The following is an 18,875-nucleotide window of genomic DNA, read 5'->3' on the forward strand; positions in this document are numbered from 1 at the left end:
TTATGCGATAGCACTTGCTGCATTTGAATCTAGGAACCACTCTGTTTCGCCAGTTTTAGACTGGATTTTCGCTGCCGGGTAAGGCAGTTCTGAAGCAGGAGTCGTATGAATTTCTTTAACGATATCAACTTTGCCAGCACCCAGTACTAGGTAGCTGATTCGTTTTGACGCTTCTAAAACCTTAGCTGTTTTAGAAACACGGATTTGACCAGACTCAGGGTGAGAAGCCAGTACAGACAGGTTCTCATCTTGGTAGTTAGTTGCACCCGGGAAAAGAGAAGCTGTGTGGCCATCTGCGCCTACACCTAGCAGGATCCAATCGAAAACAGGTGTACCATTTTCTGTTGGAATGACTTCTGCCATCTCTTTTGCAAAACGCTCGGCTTCCGCTTTAGGCTCATCTTCACCACGGATACGGTGAATGTTCTCAGCAGGAAGGTTTACTTGAGAGAATAGAAGTGCGTTTGCTTCACCGTAGTTGCTTTCCGCATCATCTGGTGCCACGCAACGCTCGTCGCCCCACCAGAAGTGAAGGTTTTTCCATTGGATACCTTCTGCGTATGGCGCCTGTGCCAACAGTTTGAATAGCATTTTTGGCGTGCTGCCACCTGAAAGTGAAATATGAACAGGTGTGCCCTGCTCGCTGTACGCTTTCATTTCGTTTGCTAGGTTTTCAACAACTAGCTCTGGCGTTTCAAAGATCTTATGGTTGATCATAATTCGCAATAATCCGTATCTGTTAGGTTTTTACAAGGGAAACGCCACGCGCGGCCGTCTCTTTCAAGAAGCTCGTCTGCTTCTTGTGGACCCCAAGTACCACAAGCATAACCAAATAGAGCTTGAGGATCTTGTTTGAAATCTAAGATAGGTTGAACGTACTTCCAACACGCTTCTACCGCATCAGTACGTGCAAACAGAGTCGCGTCGCCATTCAGAGCATCAAGAAGTAGACGCTCGTACGCCGTTAGCATTTGAGTCTCAGGCAAGTCAGAGTAAGAGAAGTTCATTTTCACTTCTTTTGCTTTAAAGCCTGCGCCTGGTTCTTTCAAACCAAAGCTCATTTGGATGCCTTCGTCCGGTTGAATGCGGATGATCAGCTTGTTCTCTGGTGCATCTTGACCAAATACTGGGTGTGGCGTGTTCTTAAAGTGAATCACGATTTCCGTCACGCGCGTTGGTAGTCGTTTACCTGTACGTACGTAGAAAGGAACCCCATTCCAACGCCAGTTATTGATGTGAGCTTTAAGACCAATGTATGTCTCAGTACGAGAATCGTCTGCTACACCCTGCTCTTCACGGTAACCTAGTAGGTGCTGACCACGTACATCAGACGCCGTGTATTGACCAAGAACCAAGTCTTTACGTAGGTCTTCTTCTTCAAGAGGTTTCAGACATTGAAGTACTTTAACCACTTCGTCACGAATTGAATCTGCATTGATTTGTGCCGGCGGCTCCATACCAACCATTGCTAATACTTGTAGCAGGTGGTTTTGGAACATATCGCGCACAGCACCAGAACCATCGTAGTATCCGCCACGCTCTTCAACACCAAGGAACTCAGCACCTGTGATTTCAACGTAATCAATGAAGTTACGGTTCCACAGTGGTTCAAACATTGCGTTAGAGAAACGAAGCACTAGAAGGTTTTGTACCGTTTCTTTACCTAGGTAGTGGTCGATACGATAGATCTGGTGTTCTTGGAAGTGATGATGGATTTCTTCATCTAGCGCTTGAGCAGAAGCTAAATCATAACCAAATGGTTTTTCGATGATTAGACGACGCCAGCCGTTCGACTCATCGTTCAGGCCATGTGCCGCTAGGTTCGCTGGGATCACACCATATAGGCTTGGCGGCGTTGCCAAGTAGAATAGAGTGTTGTGATTTTCGAATTGATAATCTTGTTCTAGCTTGTCTAGGCGCTGTGCTAAACGAGCATAATCTTCTGTGTCAGAGGTATTAATCGCTTGGTAGTGCAGGTGATTAATGAACGCGTTTAGCGTCTCTGGCTCAGTTTCTTCCATTTCCTGAAGAGATTTCTTCAGTTTTTCACGGTAAGACTCATCGCTGTACTCAGTACGGCTCACTCCAAGAATCGCAAAGGATTCCGGCAGTTGATTGCTAGCATACAAGTGGTATAAAGCGGGGATCAGCTTACGATACGTGAGATCGCCCGACGCACCAAAAATAACGATGCTGCTGTTTTCAGGTATTACCATCATCTTTCCTATAAAAACAAGGTTTTCAGTATTCGCCAACGGTATCAGCGACATACAAAAATAGATAATAGGTCTTGGCTATTAGTTCAATAGCGAGCGCCTATCACACTAGAGAATGCGTTTGGTAAACGAGGGTGATATAGATCACCTCAATTCGGGTCAGTATTGTCTATGACTATTTGATTTACATCAACCACTGTGAAGGCAATCGATTAAATATTGACTCATTTAATCCAAATAATTTGCCATTAGTTAGAACAAAAATGATTAAACGACGACGGAACTGCATTCCAAATCATTGTAGTGAAAAATAAATGGGATCTGGTCGGCGGAGTAGCACGAAAAACCAGTTTGATAACTATTTTGCAGTGAATTATTAAACTGGTTTTATAATTTGGACTGTTTTGATTAGTGCTTGGGTTTATGCACAAATGCCAAGCTAGGGTGGGAAGTGATTAGAATGAATGGGTCGATTCTAGTAAGATTCTCAAAGGTTACCGCGTCGCTTTGTTATAACAACGTTCTGGTCGGCCAACTGAACCATAGTTTAGATCAGCATTCAGTTCACCAGTGGTGATCAAGTATTCAAGGTATCGGCGAGCTGTGGTGCGGCTTGCACCAATGCGTTCCCCTGCCTCATCTGCTGTCAGATCTTTCGTTTCGGCACTTTCAAATAGCGCTCGGATTTTATCAAGCGTCACGCCATCGATACCTTTTGGCAGCGTTGCTGCTGGTTTCGAATCTGCTTGATTGGCCGCTTGCAACATCTTATCAACTAAGCCTTGGTTGAGATCAGACACGCTCTCCAACTCTTGTTGTTGCGAGCGATACTTTTTAAGTGATGCTTCTAGACGTGGAAACATTACTGGCTTTAGCAAATAGTCAACAACGCCACCGCGCATTGCCTGCTGAAGCGTATCAACATCGCGTGCCGCCGTGATTAAGATGACATCACAGCCTTGGTTGTTGCCTCTAACATGATTCAAAATATCTAAACCACAACCGTCTGGTAAATAGACATCAAGCAGGACAAGGTCAGGCTTTAATATATCCAACTGCATAATCGCCTCAGATTGAGACGTAGCAATCCCAACCACTTCGAACCCGCCCACCTGCTCTAAGTAACGATGGTGCAACTCCGCAATCGCAATATCATCTTCAATGACCATGACTTTAGTGACTGCATTCATTTAACGCTCTTCCTTAAACGATATTTGTTCTTCTTTTGGTAGGTAAACGGTCATCCGTGTACCAAAATCTCTATTTTCAATCATATCAAGCTGACCTTGGTAACGATCAGCAATCTGCTTAACCAAATACAAGCCCACGCCTCGGTTTTGCTTGGCCTTGCTTGAAACCCCTTTGCGCGTGAGGTCTTCAATGGCTAAACCTTCTGGTAAACCGCACCCTTTGTCATCAACTTCAAGAATCACTTCATTACCATAATCGCTGACTGAAACCTCGATGATACGTCTCGCAGGCGGGAATGATTCCGTTTGGCTGATTGCCATTCGAGTCGCATCAAACGCGTTATCAATCAAGTTCCCCAAGATGGTCACAACATCATCGGCGTTTAACCACCTTGGCAGAGTTTCTAATCGAGAGCCCTCTTCTACCACCAGCTCTAAACCAATTTCACGAGCACGCTCTGTTTTGCCAAGTAGCATACCAGCCACTAGTGGCTCTTTAACGGTCTCTCTCAAGAATTCGATAAGGCTCTGATAGTGAGCAGTTTCTTGGCCAATTAAGTGTTGCACCGCTTCTAGCTCACCCATTTGCAACATGCCACTAATAGTGTTGAGCTTATTACGGTGTTCGTGAGTTTGTGAGCGCAGCAGGTCAGCATATTCTTTGGTTTGCGAGAGCTGCTCGGTGAGGTCATTAATCTCATCTCTTAATCTAAAACTCGACACCGCACCAACTACTTCCCCCGCCACAACAATTGGGCTGCGGTTTGCGATAATGCGCTTATTGTTTAGATAAAGCTCAATATCGTGGTCCGACTGACCACTCGACAACAGTTGCTCAAGGTCACTATTCGGCACAACCTGAGAAAACGGCTTATTAAGTGAAGACTCTCTATCGATAGAGAGAATGTCGCAGGCACTCTTGTTGATTGAACGAAGAACGCCGTGGTTGTCGATACTCAGAATACCCTCTTTCACCGTGCTCATAGTGACATCAAGCTCGACATACAAACGACCGATCTCTTCAGGTTCAAAACCAAGGATTGCTCTCTGGAAACGTCTTGAGACATAACTAGATATCAAGGCATTAACAGCGACAACCAACAATGCCATGATGATCAAGAACGCCAAATAGGGCTCGATTCTATCTTGTAAAGAGTCAAGCAAATAACCAACTGACACCACCCCAATGATTTCGCCATTCGAGTCTTTAACTGCCGATTTACCTCGAACAGAAAGCCCCAACGAGCCTTTGGCTGTCGACACATAGGATTCACCGAAAACCAATGCTTTTTGGTTGTCTCCTCCTCGCATCGGCTTACCTAATCTTTCATCGACAGGGTGAACAAGGCGAATTCCCTGTTCATCGCCAATCACAATGAATGCTGCGCCAATAAGATGGGTTAAGTTGCGAAAGCGTTGTTGATGTTCAGAATCTAACTGAGACAAAAGATCAGGGTCACTTGAGTGGCGTTGGATCAGTTCGATAACGCGCGGAGATTCGGAAAGGAACTCGGCGACCCCCAAGGCTTTGAGCCCCATCTCTTCTTCTTGGGAGTGTTTGATATAGGCAAAGCCAGCCGCGCTAAGAATCAGCAACTCGACTAACCCTGTCACTGTCATAATAATCAGCAATCTTTTTCTAAAGCTGATACTGCTCCACTTCATCGACACCTACTCCCTATGCGATCTAACAATGTTAACACCAAGTTAATTATGAGAGACTTCAAAGGTTCAGATTTGTGACTAAAGCGCATGTTATTAACAGAGTTTTTAGTCTAAAACCGACTGACTTCAGATTTAAACCAAACCTCAAAATCGTTTTTTAGAAATTCTTAGCTCTTACACTCAGTTACCTGATTAATTGTTGACCTAGATCACTCCGATTTTAGCTGTTTTTTAGGTTGGTTATAAAAAATACAATTATACTAGTTGCACATGACAAATTAAGCATAAAGCTATCAATTAAGAGACGCCGTTTCTCTTGATAGTAGACACAACGAAACAAGTAACACATTGGTAACAATTAGCGATTATCGTATGTGTCACAAGAGCACGTAGGAAATGAGCCCACCTACGTTAATGTGGAAGAATTACCCTATTGATATGGGTCGACTTTCCACCAAAATCACAACAACAAAAGAGGTAGTCTTTAGTTCTCAGACACTCCAATAATAAATGCTGATTGGCAAAAGTGACGCAGTCGATTTCAAAAACGGATTAAAAACATAACGTAATAACATTGTTGAAAAGGAAACCAGGCAATGAAACGCGATTCTTTTGGAATTTGCCTTACTAAGGCTATGCTGTTCAAAAACTTACAATCGACATTTACGCACGTCAGAGCTTACGAAAAAGATGCTACTTCGCCACTTGATCTAAAAGTGTTATTGGCGTTCCCCCAAATGTCCGGAAGAGATTTGCTTCAAACAATGCAAGGTTCGCGTCATCTAGTTTGGCGTGCAGACCACCACTGCCCAGGCTTTGATTAGAACATTTTCATTTTAAAACAATCACTTCTATATTTAGGGCGTGTTGATCTTTCGAGCTGATTTTTGCAGCGAGTTGCTGGGTATTTCTACAAGGCAGAGGTTTTGATGTGTAGCTAGCCTACATGAAAAGCCGATAACGCAGTAGAAATGACCAGCAAACGCTGCCCGAAGGGTTCGAGCTGGGCGCCCCCGCAAAAAGCGTTTTACTCTTTGTTGAGGGGGACTTGCTTAGAATGACTAGGCTACTTCCCCCTCGCCGCGATTAAAACGCTTTTATCTCGAACAAAACTTAACCACGAAAGGTCAACACGCCCTAGTCAAAGAGCACGTTCTAGCGTGCTCTTTCTATTTCTAATACAACACCGCATCTAGACTGAACGTAATACTCACGCAATAGATAATTGCTCAATCAGTTCAAGACAAATTCGGATCGGCCTGTTAACATTAGAGTCATTACTCTAATTTGGTAAGTATGAAGATGACATCACCAAAATTCAGACCAAAATTTTCACTGGCCGCACTGCTAATAAGCTGTGTAAGTTCGGCCAGCTTTGCCGCGCCTCTCTCCTTTCCTGATGCATGGGATCTGCTACAACAAAACAATAATTCTCTAGCGGCACAGCAAGCAAACGTAGAGCGCTATCGGCACCTTCAAAACGCAACTGGCAGCCTCAACTTACCTTCTGTTACCTTAGGTGCAAACTACACACACCTCGATAGCGATGTAACAATCAATGGGGAGCAGTTTGCGGATAGCTTAAGTGGAGTGCCCAGTTTAGGTGCTCTAGGACCAGCATTGCAGCCTATTCTCGGCAGTTTAGGTGGTATCACTTCAACTATTACAGAACAAGACATCTTCAGTTCTTCTATACGTGCTGTGTGGCCTATCTTCACAGGTGGTCGAATTACGGCTGCTCAGACGGCGGCGGAAGGCCAAAGTGAAGAAGCGCAAAGTCAGTTCTTGATGGAGAAACAAGCGCGCTACGAGGATCTTACCAAGTACTACTTCTCTGTGATTCTGGCACAAGATGTCGTCCAAACCCGTTTAGCGGTAGAAGCCGGCTTAACTCAACACCGAGATTTTGCGATTAAATTGGAAGAGCAAGGTCAGATTGCGCGCGTAGAACGATTGCAAGCAGACGCCTCTCTCGATAAAGCAATCGTGGAAAGAACAAAAGCTCAAAACGACCTTAAAATCGCCCAACTTGCATTAACTCAGATTCTCGGCCTCTCAGAAACCGTTGAGCCATCAGAAGCCCTGTTCATCAACAACAACCTGCCAAATATGGACACCTTTGTTGACCAGACACTAACGACCTATCCAGGTTTGAGCATTTTAGACGCCAAAGAGAAGCAAGCGAGCAGCCTAATTAAAGCCGAGAAAGGCAAATACTATCCGGAAGTTTACCTATACGGCGACTACAGCCTGCATGAAGATGACTCACTTGCGAGTGAAATGAAACCCGACTGGTTAGTAGGGATTGGGGTCAATGTACCACTGATTGATACATCAGGTCGCTCCGACAAGGTTGCTGCTGCGCACAGTGCGGTTTCACAAGTTCAATATCTAAAGTCTCAAGCAAAACAAGACCTCACAGTATTGGTTCAAAAAACTTACCTTGAGGCACAACAGGCTGTTGAAGAAGTTCAAGGTCTAAACTCAAGCTTGTCGCTAGCGCAAGAAAACCTATTACTGCGCAAGAAAGCCTTTAATCAAGGTTTATCTACGTCGTTAGAAGTGGTGGATGCCGAACTCTATTTGGCGAGCATCAAAACTCAACAATCGGTCGCTCGTTTTCAATATCTCGTATCTCTAAACAAACTATTAGCGCTTAGCAGTGAGATGAATACATTCCCAAGTTATTCAACCTCTGCTGTTTACCCAAATACTCACAACACCAATACAAAAGGATGATTCATGAAATCTGTTAAACCACTTATCGCTTCAATCATCGGTATTGGCATTGTCGGTTGGGTTGGGTACAGCTTCTACCAAGCATACCTGCCACAGCCTGTTAAGATTCAAGGTCAGATCGATGCTCAGCAATACAGCATCTCTTCCAAAGTGCCAGGGCGTATCGACCAAGTCTTCGTTCGTAAAGGTGACACCGTTGAAAAAGGTCAATTGGTCTTCTCACTACTGAGCCCTGAGATCGATGCAAAGCTTGAGCAAGCAAAAGCTGGAGAGAAAGCAGCAGGCGCACTTGCACAAGAAGCCGAGAAAGGCGCACGTGAGCAGCAAATCCAAGCTGCGAAAGATCAATGGCTAAAAGCCAAGGCAGCCGCTGATTTAATGGAGAAGACTTACCAACGAGTCAACAACCTCTATAAAGACGGCGTCGTTGCTGAGCAAAAGCGTGACGAAGCGAAAACTCAATGGCAAGCAGCGAAATATACAGAAAGTGCCGCGCTTCAGATGTATAAGCTGGCTAAAGAAGGCGCTCGTGATGAAACCAAAGTCGCAGCAGCTCAAAGAGCGTTAATGGCTGCAGGCGCCGTTGCCGAGGTTGAGGCTTACGCCAAAGATACACAAATCCACAGTTGGTTTAATGGTGAAGTTGCTCAAGTGCTATTAAGCAGTGGTGAACTGGCACCTCAAGGTTTCCCTGTTGTCACTGTTATCGACACGCAAGACGCTTGGGCTGTGCTCAATGTTCGAGAAGATCACCTTAAGTACTTCGAAAAAGGATCCCAATTTGATGCTTACCTTCCTGCACTTGATAAAAGCGTAACATTCGAAGTGAGTCATATTGCCGTCATGGGTGATTTTGCGACTTGGCGATCAACGGATGCCGCACAAGGCTTTGACCTAAGAACATTTGAAATTGAAGCTCGCCCAGTCGATAACAATGATACGTTACGCATGGGTATGAGTTTGGTCGTTGAATTGTAAGGTCAATTATGTCCTATTCCCCTCAACCCAACGATGTTGAAGCCACTGATAGCGAATTTGTGCGTCAGTGGCGAATCGTGCGCAAAGACAAATGGTTGCTATCGAGCCTCACTTGGATCCCACTACTTCTGGCAGCAAGTATCTGGTTGATTTTCTCTCAAGGTATTGCTCGCGATCTGCCTGTTGCGGTGGTGAACTTAAATCATGGCCAGCTTTCTCAGCAGTTTGTTCGTTTAGTTGATGCCTCTCCAACGTTAGCGGTGACGCAAAAATTCACAGATATTAGCCAAGCAAAACAAGCCATGGTCAAACGTGATATTTATGGCTACGTGATCATCCCTAAGCATTTTGAGCGCGATATCTACCTTGGACTGAACCCTAAGGTTTCTGTGTTCTATAACAGCCAATTTATCCTGATTGGTAAGCTGGTCAACTCGGCTCTGTTACAAGCACAAGGAACATTTAATGCTCAAGTTGAAGTCGCTAAGCAGTTATCCCATGGCAACAAAACGGTGAAATCAGCACTTGGCCAAGCATTGACAATCCAAAGTCAGATTACCCCGCTATTCAATAAGAACACCAGCTATTCGCAGTTCTTAGTATCGGCGATCATCCCTGCCCTGTGGCAGATCATGATTGTCGTCGGAACCATATTGGTTTTGGCTGCCAATTGTCGTGAAAGAGTGTTGAAAAAATGGCTCGGTACATCGCCAGTAAAAGCACTTACCTCGACATTGCTGCCTTACACTCTACTGTTCTTAGTGTTTGGTATCAGCTTTATGGCTTGGTTTTACGTATTTTTGGATTGGCCTTATCACGGGAGTTTCACACCTCTGATATTCGCACAACTGATCACCGTCATTTGTTGCATGATCATGGGCAGTGCCTTCTTCTTTTTGACACTCGATCCCGCGAGAGCCATGAGCTTTGCAGGTGCATTCACTGCTCCAAGCTTTGCATTCATGGGGATCACCTTTCCAGTAACAGACATGAATGCAGCCGCGCAAGCATGGCGCAGTCTTCTGCCGATTAGTCATTACATTGAAGTTCAAACCGCACTGTCGAGTTACGGCATTAATGCAGCGCAAACGATAATGCAGCTGCTACCAATGTTCGGCTACGTGATTCCAGCGGTTATCACACTGCTTCTGATCCGTAAACATTTGAACGCACAACCAGTGATTGGAGCCGTACAATGAAACCAGTCAGCTTCATCGAACTCATTAAGCACGAGCTCTTAGCTGTCGTCCAAAACCCAGTCGTCTTATTGACCGTCTTTGGTGGGGTGATTTTCTACTCTTTTCTCTATCCTCTGCCTTATTCACAACAGACCCCTGAGCAACTAAAAGCCTCAGTGGTCAATTTGGATGGTAGCCAGAGCAGCTATCAACTAGAACGTATGGTCGATGCCACACCTCAAATTGACATCACTCGCCGTGATTTTAGTCTCGCAGACGCTAAACAAGCGCTACTGAATCAGGAAATTGGTGGCTTTTTCGTGATTCCAGAGAATTTCTACAAAGATTTGCTGCTAGGTAAAAGTCCAACACTATCGTATGCGGGCGATGCTTCGTTCTTTCTTGTGTACGGTACTATCATCGAGGGCTTGGCTAAAGCGGGAGGCACACTAGCCGCACAGGTTAAAGTCAGCCACCTACTCGTTGAAGGCGCACCGTTAGAAACTGCAGCCAATGGGTATAACGCATTCAGTCTCAACCTCAAACCAACGTTTAACAGTCGTATGGGCTACATAGATTACGTTGTACCAGCGGTTTTTGTTTTGATACTCCAGCAAACCCTCGCGATGGCATCTGGCTTAATCGGTGCAACCCAAAATAGCCAAGCAACCCCAGGATATTGGTCACGGGTTTCAAGCTTAAAGCTGATTGTCGCTCGTTGCTGTGTACTCGTGGGCATCTATTACCTACTCGCTATGTATTACTTTGGGGCGAGCTTCGATTTCTACGGCATCAACTCACTGGCAACTCATGGTCAATTACTTACATTACTTCTCCCATTCTTAGTCGGTAGCTGCTTAGTTGGTATCTTGATTGGTGAATTTGTGCCAAGAAGAGAATGGGTCACTGTCGTTGTTTTGATCAGTTCTATGCCTTTGATTTTCTCCTCAGGCTTTATATGGCCTGTTGAGATGATGCCAACTTGGCTGGTTGGACTGTCGCAACTCTTTCCAAGTACCCCAGCAATACAAGGCTTTCTTGGTATAAATCAGATGGGCGCCACTTGGCAAGATATAGCACCGCAGTGGACTTTATTATGGGGACAAGTCGCGCTTTGGTCTTCATTATTAGCGGTTAAGTTGTTTCACAAATCTCAGAAACGAACCGCTGGGTATAACTAATAACTACTAGCAATAAGCTTTGTGGTTTATAAAAATAACGTACACTAACAATTACTTCTCAAAAGGCCCTTTATTATAAAGGGCTTTTTTATTCGCCAAATATAAAGTAACACCGGTAAATAGCTCTAACTTTTATACAGCCAAAATATAAGATTTACCGACTGCGACTTGCTGACTTCTACCGTCAGTTTTTTACCGCACCAATGGCCATCTCAAGAAGCTCAAAACACTCCCTTTAGCAACATGGTCAACACAATTTCACAGGTTTGGCTCAACATGCAAACTGATGTTCATTCTAAAAGGCCAATAGTCGCAATTTCAAAACAATGACTTACTGAAAACGATGACTGAGCCCAAACAAATGTAAATTAATTGTAAAAAATTCTTTAATGCCATTATTTTTATGTATAGGATTATCAGCAAGGTCAGTTATAAAAATAGAACGACCTTACTCACACAGAGAAGCTATATCCATATAAAACTTGTTCAGTAATTATATTTATTCGAAGTATTGAGTTAGTTGCAAGCCGTTTGTTGCCAACCAAATGAATAGATAACTTGTTGAAAATAAAAGTTAATAGAAAGCAAGCTCAACAGCAGTAAATAAAATTTAGTAAAATACAGGGAAAACCATGAAAAACATAAGAGCATTATTTTTAGGGTTTATATTATTATTCAGTTCCACCGCATTTGCAGAAGAAGGGTCATTTAATCAAACAATCAGTAATTTAAGCCAAAGCATTGATGGTTTTTTCAACGAATATACTGGATGGTTCGTTGGATTAATATTCAAAAGTGTGCCAGTTGGCGAAGCTAACTTCCCAATCATTGTTGGTTGGTTATTGCTCGCTGCACTCATTTTTACTGTTTATTTTGGCTTCGTTCAATTTAAGCGCGTGGGTATGGCCATCGACATTATTCGAGGCAAATACACAGACCCTAACTCCAAAGAAGACGGCGAGGTTTCTCACTTTCAAGCGTTAGCTACTGCCCTTTCCGGAACCGTCGGCCTTGGTAACATCGCAGGTGTAGGTGCTGCTCTAGCAATTGGTGGTCCAGGTGCAACATTCTGGATGATCTTGTGTGGCCTTCTTGGTATGGCATCAAAATTCTGTGAGTGTACGTTAGGTGTTAAATACCGCACCATCTTACCTTCAGGTGTTGTATCTGGTGGTCCAATGTACTATCTAAGCCAAGGTCTAAGCGAACGTGGCATGGGCGGATTAGGTAAAGCACTGGCTATCGGCTTTGCTCTAATGTGTATTCTGGGTTCTCTGGGTGGCGGCAACATGTTCCAAGCCAACCAAGCTCACGCAATGCTAACTTACGCATTCGACATTCCAAGCGAGTACGGCATCATTACAGGCTTTGTTCTAGCTGGTTTGGTTTTCTCTGTAATTGTTGGTGGTATGCCTTCGATTGCTTCTGTAACTGAGCGTGTTGTACCTTGGATGGCAGCGCTATACATCGGTATGGCTCTTATTGTTATCGGTTCTAACCTTGATCAAGTAGGCCCTGCTTTCAACGCTATCTTTACTGGTGCATTTACTGGTGAAGGTGTTGTAGGTGGCTTCATTGGTGCCCTAATCCAAGGTTTGAAACGTGCGACATTCTCAAACGAAGCTGGTGTAGGTTCTGCTGCGATTGCTCACTCTGCGGTTAAAACTAAAGAGCCAATCACGGAAGGTCTTGTTTCACTACTAGAACCGTTCGTTGATACCGTTGTAATCTGTACAATGACAGCACTTGTTATCACTATCGCAGGTCTAAACACAGGTCCATTCGATGGTTCAGGTCTAACTGGTGTAACACTAACAGCCGCTTCGTTTACTGAGACAGCTGGCTTCTTCAAATACACCCTTGCTCTTGCTGTTATCATGTTTGCTTTCTCAACTATGATCTCTTGGTCTTACTACGGTCTGAAAGCATGGACTTACCTATTCGGTGAAGGTAAAGCAACTGAGCTTGTGTTCAAAGTGATGTTCTGTGTGTTCGTTGTGATTGGTGCGACAATTCAGTTTGGTGCGGTAATCGACTTCTCAGATGCAGCAATCTTCGCGATGTCTATCTTCAACATCCTTGGTCTTTACTTCCTAATGCCTGTTGTGAAAAAAGAACTTCAGTCATTCGTAGCTCGAGTGAAGTCAGGCGAGATCAAAACATACGGAAAATAGAATCTTGTTTTAGCAACAGATCCCTATTGACCAAATAGCAAAAAGTCCATATCAAGCAATGATATGGACTTTTTTTGTTTAATCGAATTTTGTTTAATCGAATGTAGAAAAAGTACGAGAGATTACAATCCAATCTCTTCAGTCAGATCTTTGATTTGCTGAAGGTCCATTCTATGAACTTCTATCATCTGTCTAATGTCGCTCAAACGAGAATTAGCAGCATCAAGCTTGTCACAAGAGTCTGATTTCGCATCCCAAGACGTGCCCTCTAGGAATGTATCACACTGCTTCTTAAGCGGCTTTAGATTAGGCTCTAACCTATCACGCTCTGCCTCTAACGCTTCAAGCGCTTGGGTAATTTGTAACTCTTTACGGAACAGTTCACGTGAGCGCTCAAACATGGTCGATTGCATGTCCGCTTGGCGGTTGAGTTTTTGATTGTTTTGTTCTGACTGCTCTAGTGCTACTTTTTGTTCATTCAGTTGTTGCTCTAGCGAGTAATTGGCTTTTTCGAGAACAGCGGTCTGCTTTGTTATCTCATCCAACTCTTTCTGGTGCGCTTCAGCTTGTTTTTGCAGAGCTGCTTCAACTTGGTTACCAATTTCTGAGTCAACTTTAGCTACCTTAGCTTCAACTTGTGTCACCAACTGCTGCTTACTGTTCTTCAACTCTTGATAGCGAGACTCTAAGACTTGATAGGTTGACTCCCATTTCGATGCTGTGACCGAAGAGCCAATCAGACCTCCAAGGGCTAAACCCATAACGGCGGCAATACCAATGTATAGCTGACTGCGTTTGTCACGTTCTTCTATGACAACCACTTCGTCTTGTTCATTCTGCCCAGATTGTTGGCTCACAGGGTTACTCCAATTCATTAAAGGTTACAATGTCACTGCAAAGTTAACAGCAACAAGTACTACTCTTGGCTGTGGCATACTTCCACCTAATGAAGTCACCAGTCAGCTTCAGCGTGTTAGCTCGGAAAACATTAAGCTTGCGGTGTACAACAAAAAGCCACCTACGATGACAATCACTACGCTTTTCTGCACTTTTTCGTTGGTCCGATAACGAAACAGTACAAACGCCAACGCCAATAAAAAAACAATTGCGATTAGTCGAGTCATAACTCCTCCTTGTTTCTCTATTTTATACCATTTAAATAAGCAAGTTACGTCAGAGTCACGTTGTTTGATCATTTAGTTGAACAAGATTTGTGCAAACAGATATTTTACTACTGACATCACACTTTTTCTGATCTAGGATACGTGTACAGATTACCTATTCATCTAGGTAATTGTTCCGATGAAGACTGCAGGAGAGTGGTTTTTAACTAAATTTTAACATTTAGTTAGATTGACCCGCCGAAGAAGTAAATCTTTCAGGTGCTTTATGCTGATGAAAATCAGAAAAGCGAGGACTGTCGTTGGAGGAACCTCTGGAGAGAACCGTTAGATCGGTCGCCGAAGGAGCAAGCTTAGAGACCAAAACTTCTCAGTAAGTTTTTCGCTAAGTGAAACTCTCAGGCAAAAGGACAGAGGAGTGGAAAGCAACAACCTTAATTCAGAACACTAACTACAGTAATAATGTATTAAGTGGTGCGATCTCATTGATCAGCACTGCCCTTTCACTCTTCTCCTTAAATTTTTATTTATTAAGGGGAACCTATGAACTATCTACAAGAAACATTACAAACCATCAACCAACTTGTTTGGGGACCACCGCTGCTTGCTTTGCTCGTTGGTACAGGTATCTACTTTACTTTTCGCTTAGGCTTACTCCAGTTTAGACACCTGCCAACTGCTCTGAAGATGGTGTTCACCAAAGATAAATCTGGTCATGGTGATGTTTCTAGCTTTGCTGCTTTATGTACCGCCCTTTCTGCGACTATTGGTACTGGTAACATCGTTGGTGTTGCTACTGCTATTAAACTTGGTGGACCGGGTGCGCTTTTCTGGATGTGGCTTGCAGCCCTGTTCGGTATGGCGACTAAGTATGCAGAGTGCCTTCTTGCCGTTAAATACCGCAAAGTCGATAGTAAAGGCGAGATGGTCGGCGGGCCAATGTACTACCTACAATACGGTGTTGGCTCTCGTATCTTAGCGGTTCTATTCGCTGTATTTGCACTTGGCGTAGCCTGTTTTGGTATCGGTACTTTCCCGCAAGTGAACGCAATTCTTGACGCAACTGAAATCTCTTTTGGTGCCTCTCGTGAGCTATCTGCGGTCGTACTTACTCTACTTGTTGCTGTTGTAACCCTTGGCGGTATCCAGTCTATCGCTAAAGTAGCCGGTAAAGTCGTTCCAACGATGGCTGTCATGTACATCGTCGCATGTATGAGTGTCCTGCTATCGAACGCAGATCAACTGTTAGATGCGGTTAGCCTAGTGATCACTTCAGCGTTTACCAATACTGCTGCAACCGGTGGTTTCCTAGGGGCAAGCATCATGCTAGCAATTCAATCGGGTATTGCTCGCGGCGTATTCTCTAACGAATCTGGTCTGGGTAGTGCACCTATGGCAGCTGCAGCGGCGAAGACAGATTCATGTGTTAAGCAAGGCCTTATCTCTATGACGGGTACCTTCTTCGACACAATCATCATCTGTACTATGACAGGTTTGGCACTTATCGTAACAGGTGCTTGGCAAACAGATCTTTCAGGTGCAGCGATGACCACGCACGCCTTTGCTGTTGGTCTTAATGCCGACACAATTGGTCCAATGCTGGTGTCTGTTGGTCTGATCTTCTTTGCTTTCACGACTATTCTAGGTTGGAACTACTACGGTGAGCGCTGTGTTGTCTTCCTGTTTGGTACCAAAGCGGTTCTACCATACAAGGTGATCTTCATTGCGTTGGTTGCATCAGGTGCCTTCCTAAAACTCGACGTGATTTGGCTACTGGCCGACATCGTCAATGGTTTGATGGCTGTACCGAACCTAATCGGTTTGATCTTGCTACGCCAAGTCGTGATTGAAGAAACGAAACAGTTCTTTAATCAAATGACAATGAAAGGCGAACCAAAGAGCACACGTAAGCCGTCGATGGTTTAAGCGAGTAGATTGGTAATATCGAACATACAAAAAAGCCGAAGTAGAACACTTCGGCTTTCTTTTATCTCAAACATTCAGTTATTAAACTGTTGGCGTTGGTGGCTCTTCCAGCATCAACTTGATACCTAGTGAAATCAATACTGCACCCGTCACGCCTTCCATCCAACCAATAACTTTAGGGCTCTTGAATAGCTGTTTGGCTGAGCCTACCGCACCAGCGATGCCGCACTGCCAAATCATAGCAATCATAAAGTGGATTCCGGCCATCAACATCGACTGCATAAATGGCGAACCTTGAGGGTCAATAAACTGCGGTAAGAATGCTAGATAAAAGACCGCCGTTTTAGGGTTCAACACATTAGAGAGAAAACCTTCTCTAAGAGAGCGAGATACGCTCAGTTGTTCATGTTTTGCGTCTGATACCTCAAACCCTGCATTGCCTTTGAAGACACCATAAAGACTAGAAGCACCTAGCCAAATCAGATACGCCGCACCAATAAGTTTCACAGTTTGGAACAGCTCGGCAGATTGAAGAAGAATCGCTGAAATGCCAATCGCCGAGAAGGTCGCATGCACAAACAAACCCAAACAAACACCAAAACTTGTCACCGCACCATCTCTCATCCCAGAGCGGGTGGTATTACGAATCACCACTGCTGTATCTAACCCGGGCGTCAAAGTCAAAATGGTGATCGCCACAATAAAGGCTTCAAAGTTCAGTATCATAACCGCATCCTTGCAAAATAAACTCTTAGCTTGCCAACTGATATCTGAAGTAAATAAGACAGAGGCAAAGCATCATCAATATGCTGCAGATTAACTCAATTCGTCCTCGCTTGTTAAGCTTTGTGTTGCTCTCACCCACTTATTTTATAAAACCCTTGGCCTACTTTCTGCTCTTTGGTTTACAAATTATTTACAACCAAGGTCGCTTTGTAGAACAAACCTATTGGTCACTATGGCGTTGGTTGCTAAACTATTTCTTTTATTCTCAGGGAATTATGATGAGCGCATTCAAAAAACTGGTTGAACATTCTCAAAAATGTTCACGCTTCCAACATTTATCTGCAATTTGTGGCTGGGACGCCGCATCTATGATGCCTGCAGGTGGTAACCAAGCACGTAGTGAAGCGATGGCAGAGCTATCCGTTCATATTCACGGTCTAATGACGCAACCTCAATTAGCTGACTGGATCGCAGACGCTGAGAATGAAAACTTAAATGCAGAACAAAAATCGTCACTGCGTGAGATTAAAAGGCAATGGCAACAAGCAAATCTTCTTCCTGAAAAGCTGGTGCAAGCCAAATCTCTTGCGGGCTCGAAGTGTGAGCATGCTTGGCGAACACAGCGCGGTGAAAATGATTGGGTTGGTTTCGAGAAAAACTGGCGTGAAGTTGTCGAACTTTCTCGTGAAGAAGCACAAATCAGAGCCGATGCTGCAGGCTTAACGCCTTATGATGCAATGCTGGATATCTACGAGCCGGGCACCAGCTCTGCTTCTCTTGATGATCTTTTCAGCGATGTAAAAACTTGGCTTCCTGGCTTGATTGATCAAGTTATCGAGAAGCAATCGACGGAACAGCTGATTGCCCCAACAGGACACTACCCAACAGACAAACAAAAAGCGCTTGGCCTTGAGGTAATGAAACTACTCAAGTTCGACTTTGAACATGGCCGACTAGATGAAAGTGTTCACCCATTCTGTGGCGGCGTGCCTTCAGATGTGCGTATCACAACCCGCTACGATGAGTCAGAGTTTGTTCAATCACTAATGGGCATTGTTCATGAAACTGGCCACGCTCGCTACGAACAAGGTTTACCAAAAGCACTAGCAGGCACACCAGCAGGCGAAGCGCGCTCAATGGGTATTCATGAGTCTCAATCTCTGTTCTTTGAGATGCAAGTTGGTAGAAGCGATGCTTTCATCGCACATTTGGCTCGCATGGCTGGTAATCAGTTCAGCGGTCCAGAGTTCGAGCAAGAGAACTTCAAGAAGATCTACACCCGTGTTAAGAAAGACTTTATCCGTGTTGACGCTGATGAACTAACCTACCCAGCGCACGTTATCTTACGCTATGAAATTGAACGCGATTTGATCAACGGTAACATCAAGCATACAGACGTACCTGAGCTATGGAACCAAAAGATGCAAGATTACCTAGGGCTTAGTACTCAAGGTAATTTCACTAATGGCTGTATGCAAGACATTCACTGGACTGACGGCGCATTTGGCTACTTCCCTAGTTACACATTAGGTGCAATGTATGCAGCGCAGTTTATGGCAGCAATGAAGCAAACTGTCGATGTTGACCAAGTGATTCAATCTGGTGATCTTACGCCGATCTTTAGCTGGTTGGAAAGCAACATCTGGAGCAAAGGAAGCCTACTCACTACGGATGAGTTAGTGAAAGGCGCGACAGGTGAAACGCTGAATGCTAAGTTCTTCCAAGATCACTTGAAAGCGCGCTACCTGTAAAAACGTAGTCAAAACCAATACCGAGCAGCG

Annotated in this window: 15 protein-coding genes and 1 riboswitch; of the genes, 8 read left to right on the forward strand and 7 right to left on the reverse strand. The window is 44.3% G+C overall.

Going from position 1 to position 18,875, the window contains the following annotated elements:
* From pgl to VFDL14_RS20405, 4 genes are all read right to left on the reverse strand, one after another.
* Positions 1–717 (reverse strand): 6-phosphogluconolactonase, encoded by a 717-nt coding sequence (pgl, locus tag VFDL14_RS20420; protein ID WP_032549172.1) that lies wholly within the window; start codon positions 715–717, stop codon positions 1–3.
* Positions 714–2,216, reverse strand: a complete 1,503-nt coding sequence (zwf, locus tag VFDL14_RS20415) for a glucose-6-phosphate dehydrogenase (RefSeq protein WP_032549173.1) — start codon at positions 2,214–2,216, stop codon at positions 714–716. Before zwf ends, pgl begins: the two co-directional genes overlap by 4 nt.
* 494 nt (positions 2,217–2,710) lie before the next feature.
* A complete protein-coding gene (locus tag VFDL14_RS20410; protein WP_032549174.1) occupies positions 2,711–3,406 on the reverse strand; it encodes a response regulator in 696 nt (231 codons plus the stop codon).
* Entirely contained in the window at positions 3,407–5,026 is a 1,620-nt protein-coding gene (locus VFDL14_RS20405; RefSeq protein WP_412179269.1) for an ATP-binding protein, read from the reverse strand.
* Positions 5,027–5,667: 641 nt separating this feature from the next.
* Here VFDL14_RS20405 and VFDL14_RS20400 point away from each other — a divergent pair.
* From VFDL14_RS20400 to VFDL14_RS20380, 6 genes are all read left to right on the forward strand, one after another.
* On the forward strand, positions 5,668–5,895 hold the full coding sequence (locus tag VFDL14_RS20400; protein WP_032549176.1) for a hypothetical protein: 228 nt from the start codon (positions 5,668–5,670) through the stop codon (positions 5,893–5,895).
* 472 nt (positions 5,896–6,367) lie between these two features.
* Positions 6,368–7,810 (forward strand): TolC family protein, encoded by a 1,443-nt coding sequence (locus tag VFDL14_RS20395; RefSeq protein WP_032549177.1) that lies wholly within the window; start codon positions 6,368–6,370, stop codon positions 7,808–7,810.
* 3 nt (positions 7,811–7,813) lie between these two features.
* A complete protein-coding gene (locus VFDL14_RS20390) occupies positions 7,814–8,788 on the forward strand; it encodes an HlyD family secretion protein (RefSeq protein ID WP_032549179.1) in 975 nt (324 codons plus the stop codon).
* An 8-nt stretch (positions 8,789–8,796) separates the two neighbouring features.
* Complete coding sequence (locus VFDL14_RS0122910; RefSeq protein ID WP_050487306.1) at positions 8,797–9,987, forward strand: ABC transporter permease; 1,191 nt, start codon at positions 8,797–8,799, stop codon at positions 9,985–9,987.
* Positions 9,984–11,147, forward strand: coding sequence for an ABC transporter permease (locus VFDL14_RS20385; RefSeq protein ID WP_032549180.1), 1,164 nt, complete (start codon positions 9,984–9,986; stop codon positions 11,145–11,147). Before VFDL14_RS0122910 ends, VFDL14_RS20385 begins: the two co-directional genes overlap by 4 nt.
* A gap of 632 nt (positions 11,148–11,779) precedes the next feature.
* A complete protein-coding gene (locus VFDL14_RS20380) occupies positions 11,780–13,321 on the forward strand; it encodes an alanine/glycine:cation symporter family protein (protein ID WP_032549181.1) in 1,542 nt (513 codons plus the stop codon).
* Between the two features lie 122 nt (positions 13,322–13,443).
* Here the strand turns inward: VFDL14_RS20380 and VFDL14_RS20375 are convergent, their stop codons facing one another.
* A complete protein-coding gene (locus VFDL14_RS20375) occupies positions 13,444–14,178 on the reverse strand; it encodes a chromosome partitioning protein ParA (protein ID WP_032549182.1) in 735 nt (244 codons plus the stop codon).
* A 108-nt stretch (positions 14,179–14,286) separates the two neighbouring features.
* Positions 14,287–14,445, reverse strand: coding sequence for a hypothetical protein (locus tag VFDL14_RS24615; RefSeq protein ID WP_032549183.1), 159 nt, complete (start codon positions 14,443–14,445; stop codon positions 14,287–14,289).
* A gap of 301 nt (positions 14,446–14,746) precedes the next feature.
* Positions 14,747–14,866: riboswitch (glycine riboswitch) on the forward strand.
* A gap of 119 nt (positions 14,867–14,985) precedes the next feature.
* Here VFDL14_RS24615 and VFDL14_RS20365 point away from each other — a divergent pair.
* Positions 14,986–16,368, forward strand: coding sequence for an alanine/glycine:cation symporter family protein (locus tag VFDL14_RS20365; protein ID WP_032549184.1), 1,383 nt, complete (start codon positions 14,986–14,988; stop codon positions 16,366–16,368).
* Positions 16,369–16,449: 81 nt separating this feature from the next.
* Here the strand turns inward: VFDL14_RS20365 and VFDL14_RS20360 are convergent, their stop codons facing one another.
* Complete coding sequence (locus VFDL14_RS20360) at positions 16,450–17,094, reverse strand: LysE family translocator (RefSeq protein ID WP_032549185.1); 645 nt, start codon at positions 17,092–17,094, stop codon at positions 16,450–16,452.
* A gap of 278 nt (positions 17,095–17,372) precedes the next feature.
* Here VFDL14_RS20360 and VFDL14_RS20355 point away from each other — a divergent pair, with 278 nt between their 5' ends.
* Positions 17,373–18,845, forward strand: coding sequence for a carboxypeptidase M32 (locus tag VFDL14_RS20355; protein WP_032549717.1), 1,473 nt, complete (start codon positions 17,373–17,375; stop codon positions 18,843–18,845).
* Positions 18,846–18,875 lie beyond the last annotated feature (30 nt).

The sequence above is a fragment of the Vibrio fortis genome, from assembly GCF_000695685.1.
Taxonomy (GTDB): domain Bacteria; phylum Pseudomonadota; class Gammaproteobacteria; order Enterobacterales; family Vibrionaceae; genus Vibrio; species Vibrio fortis_A.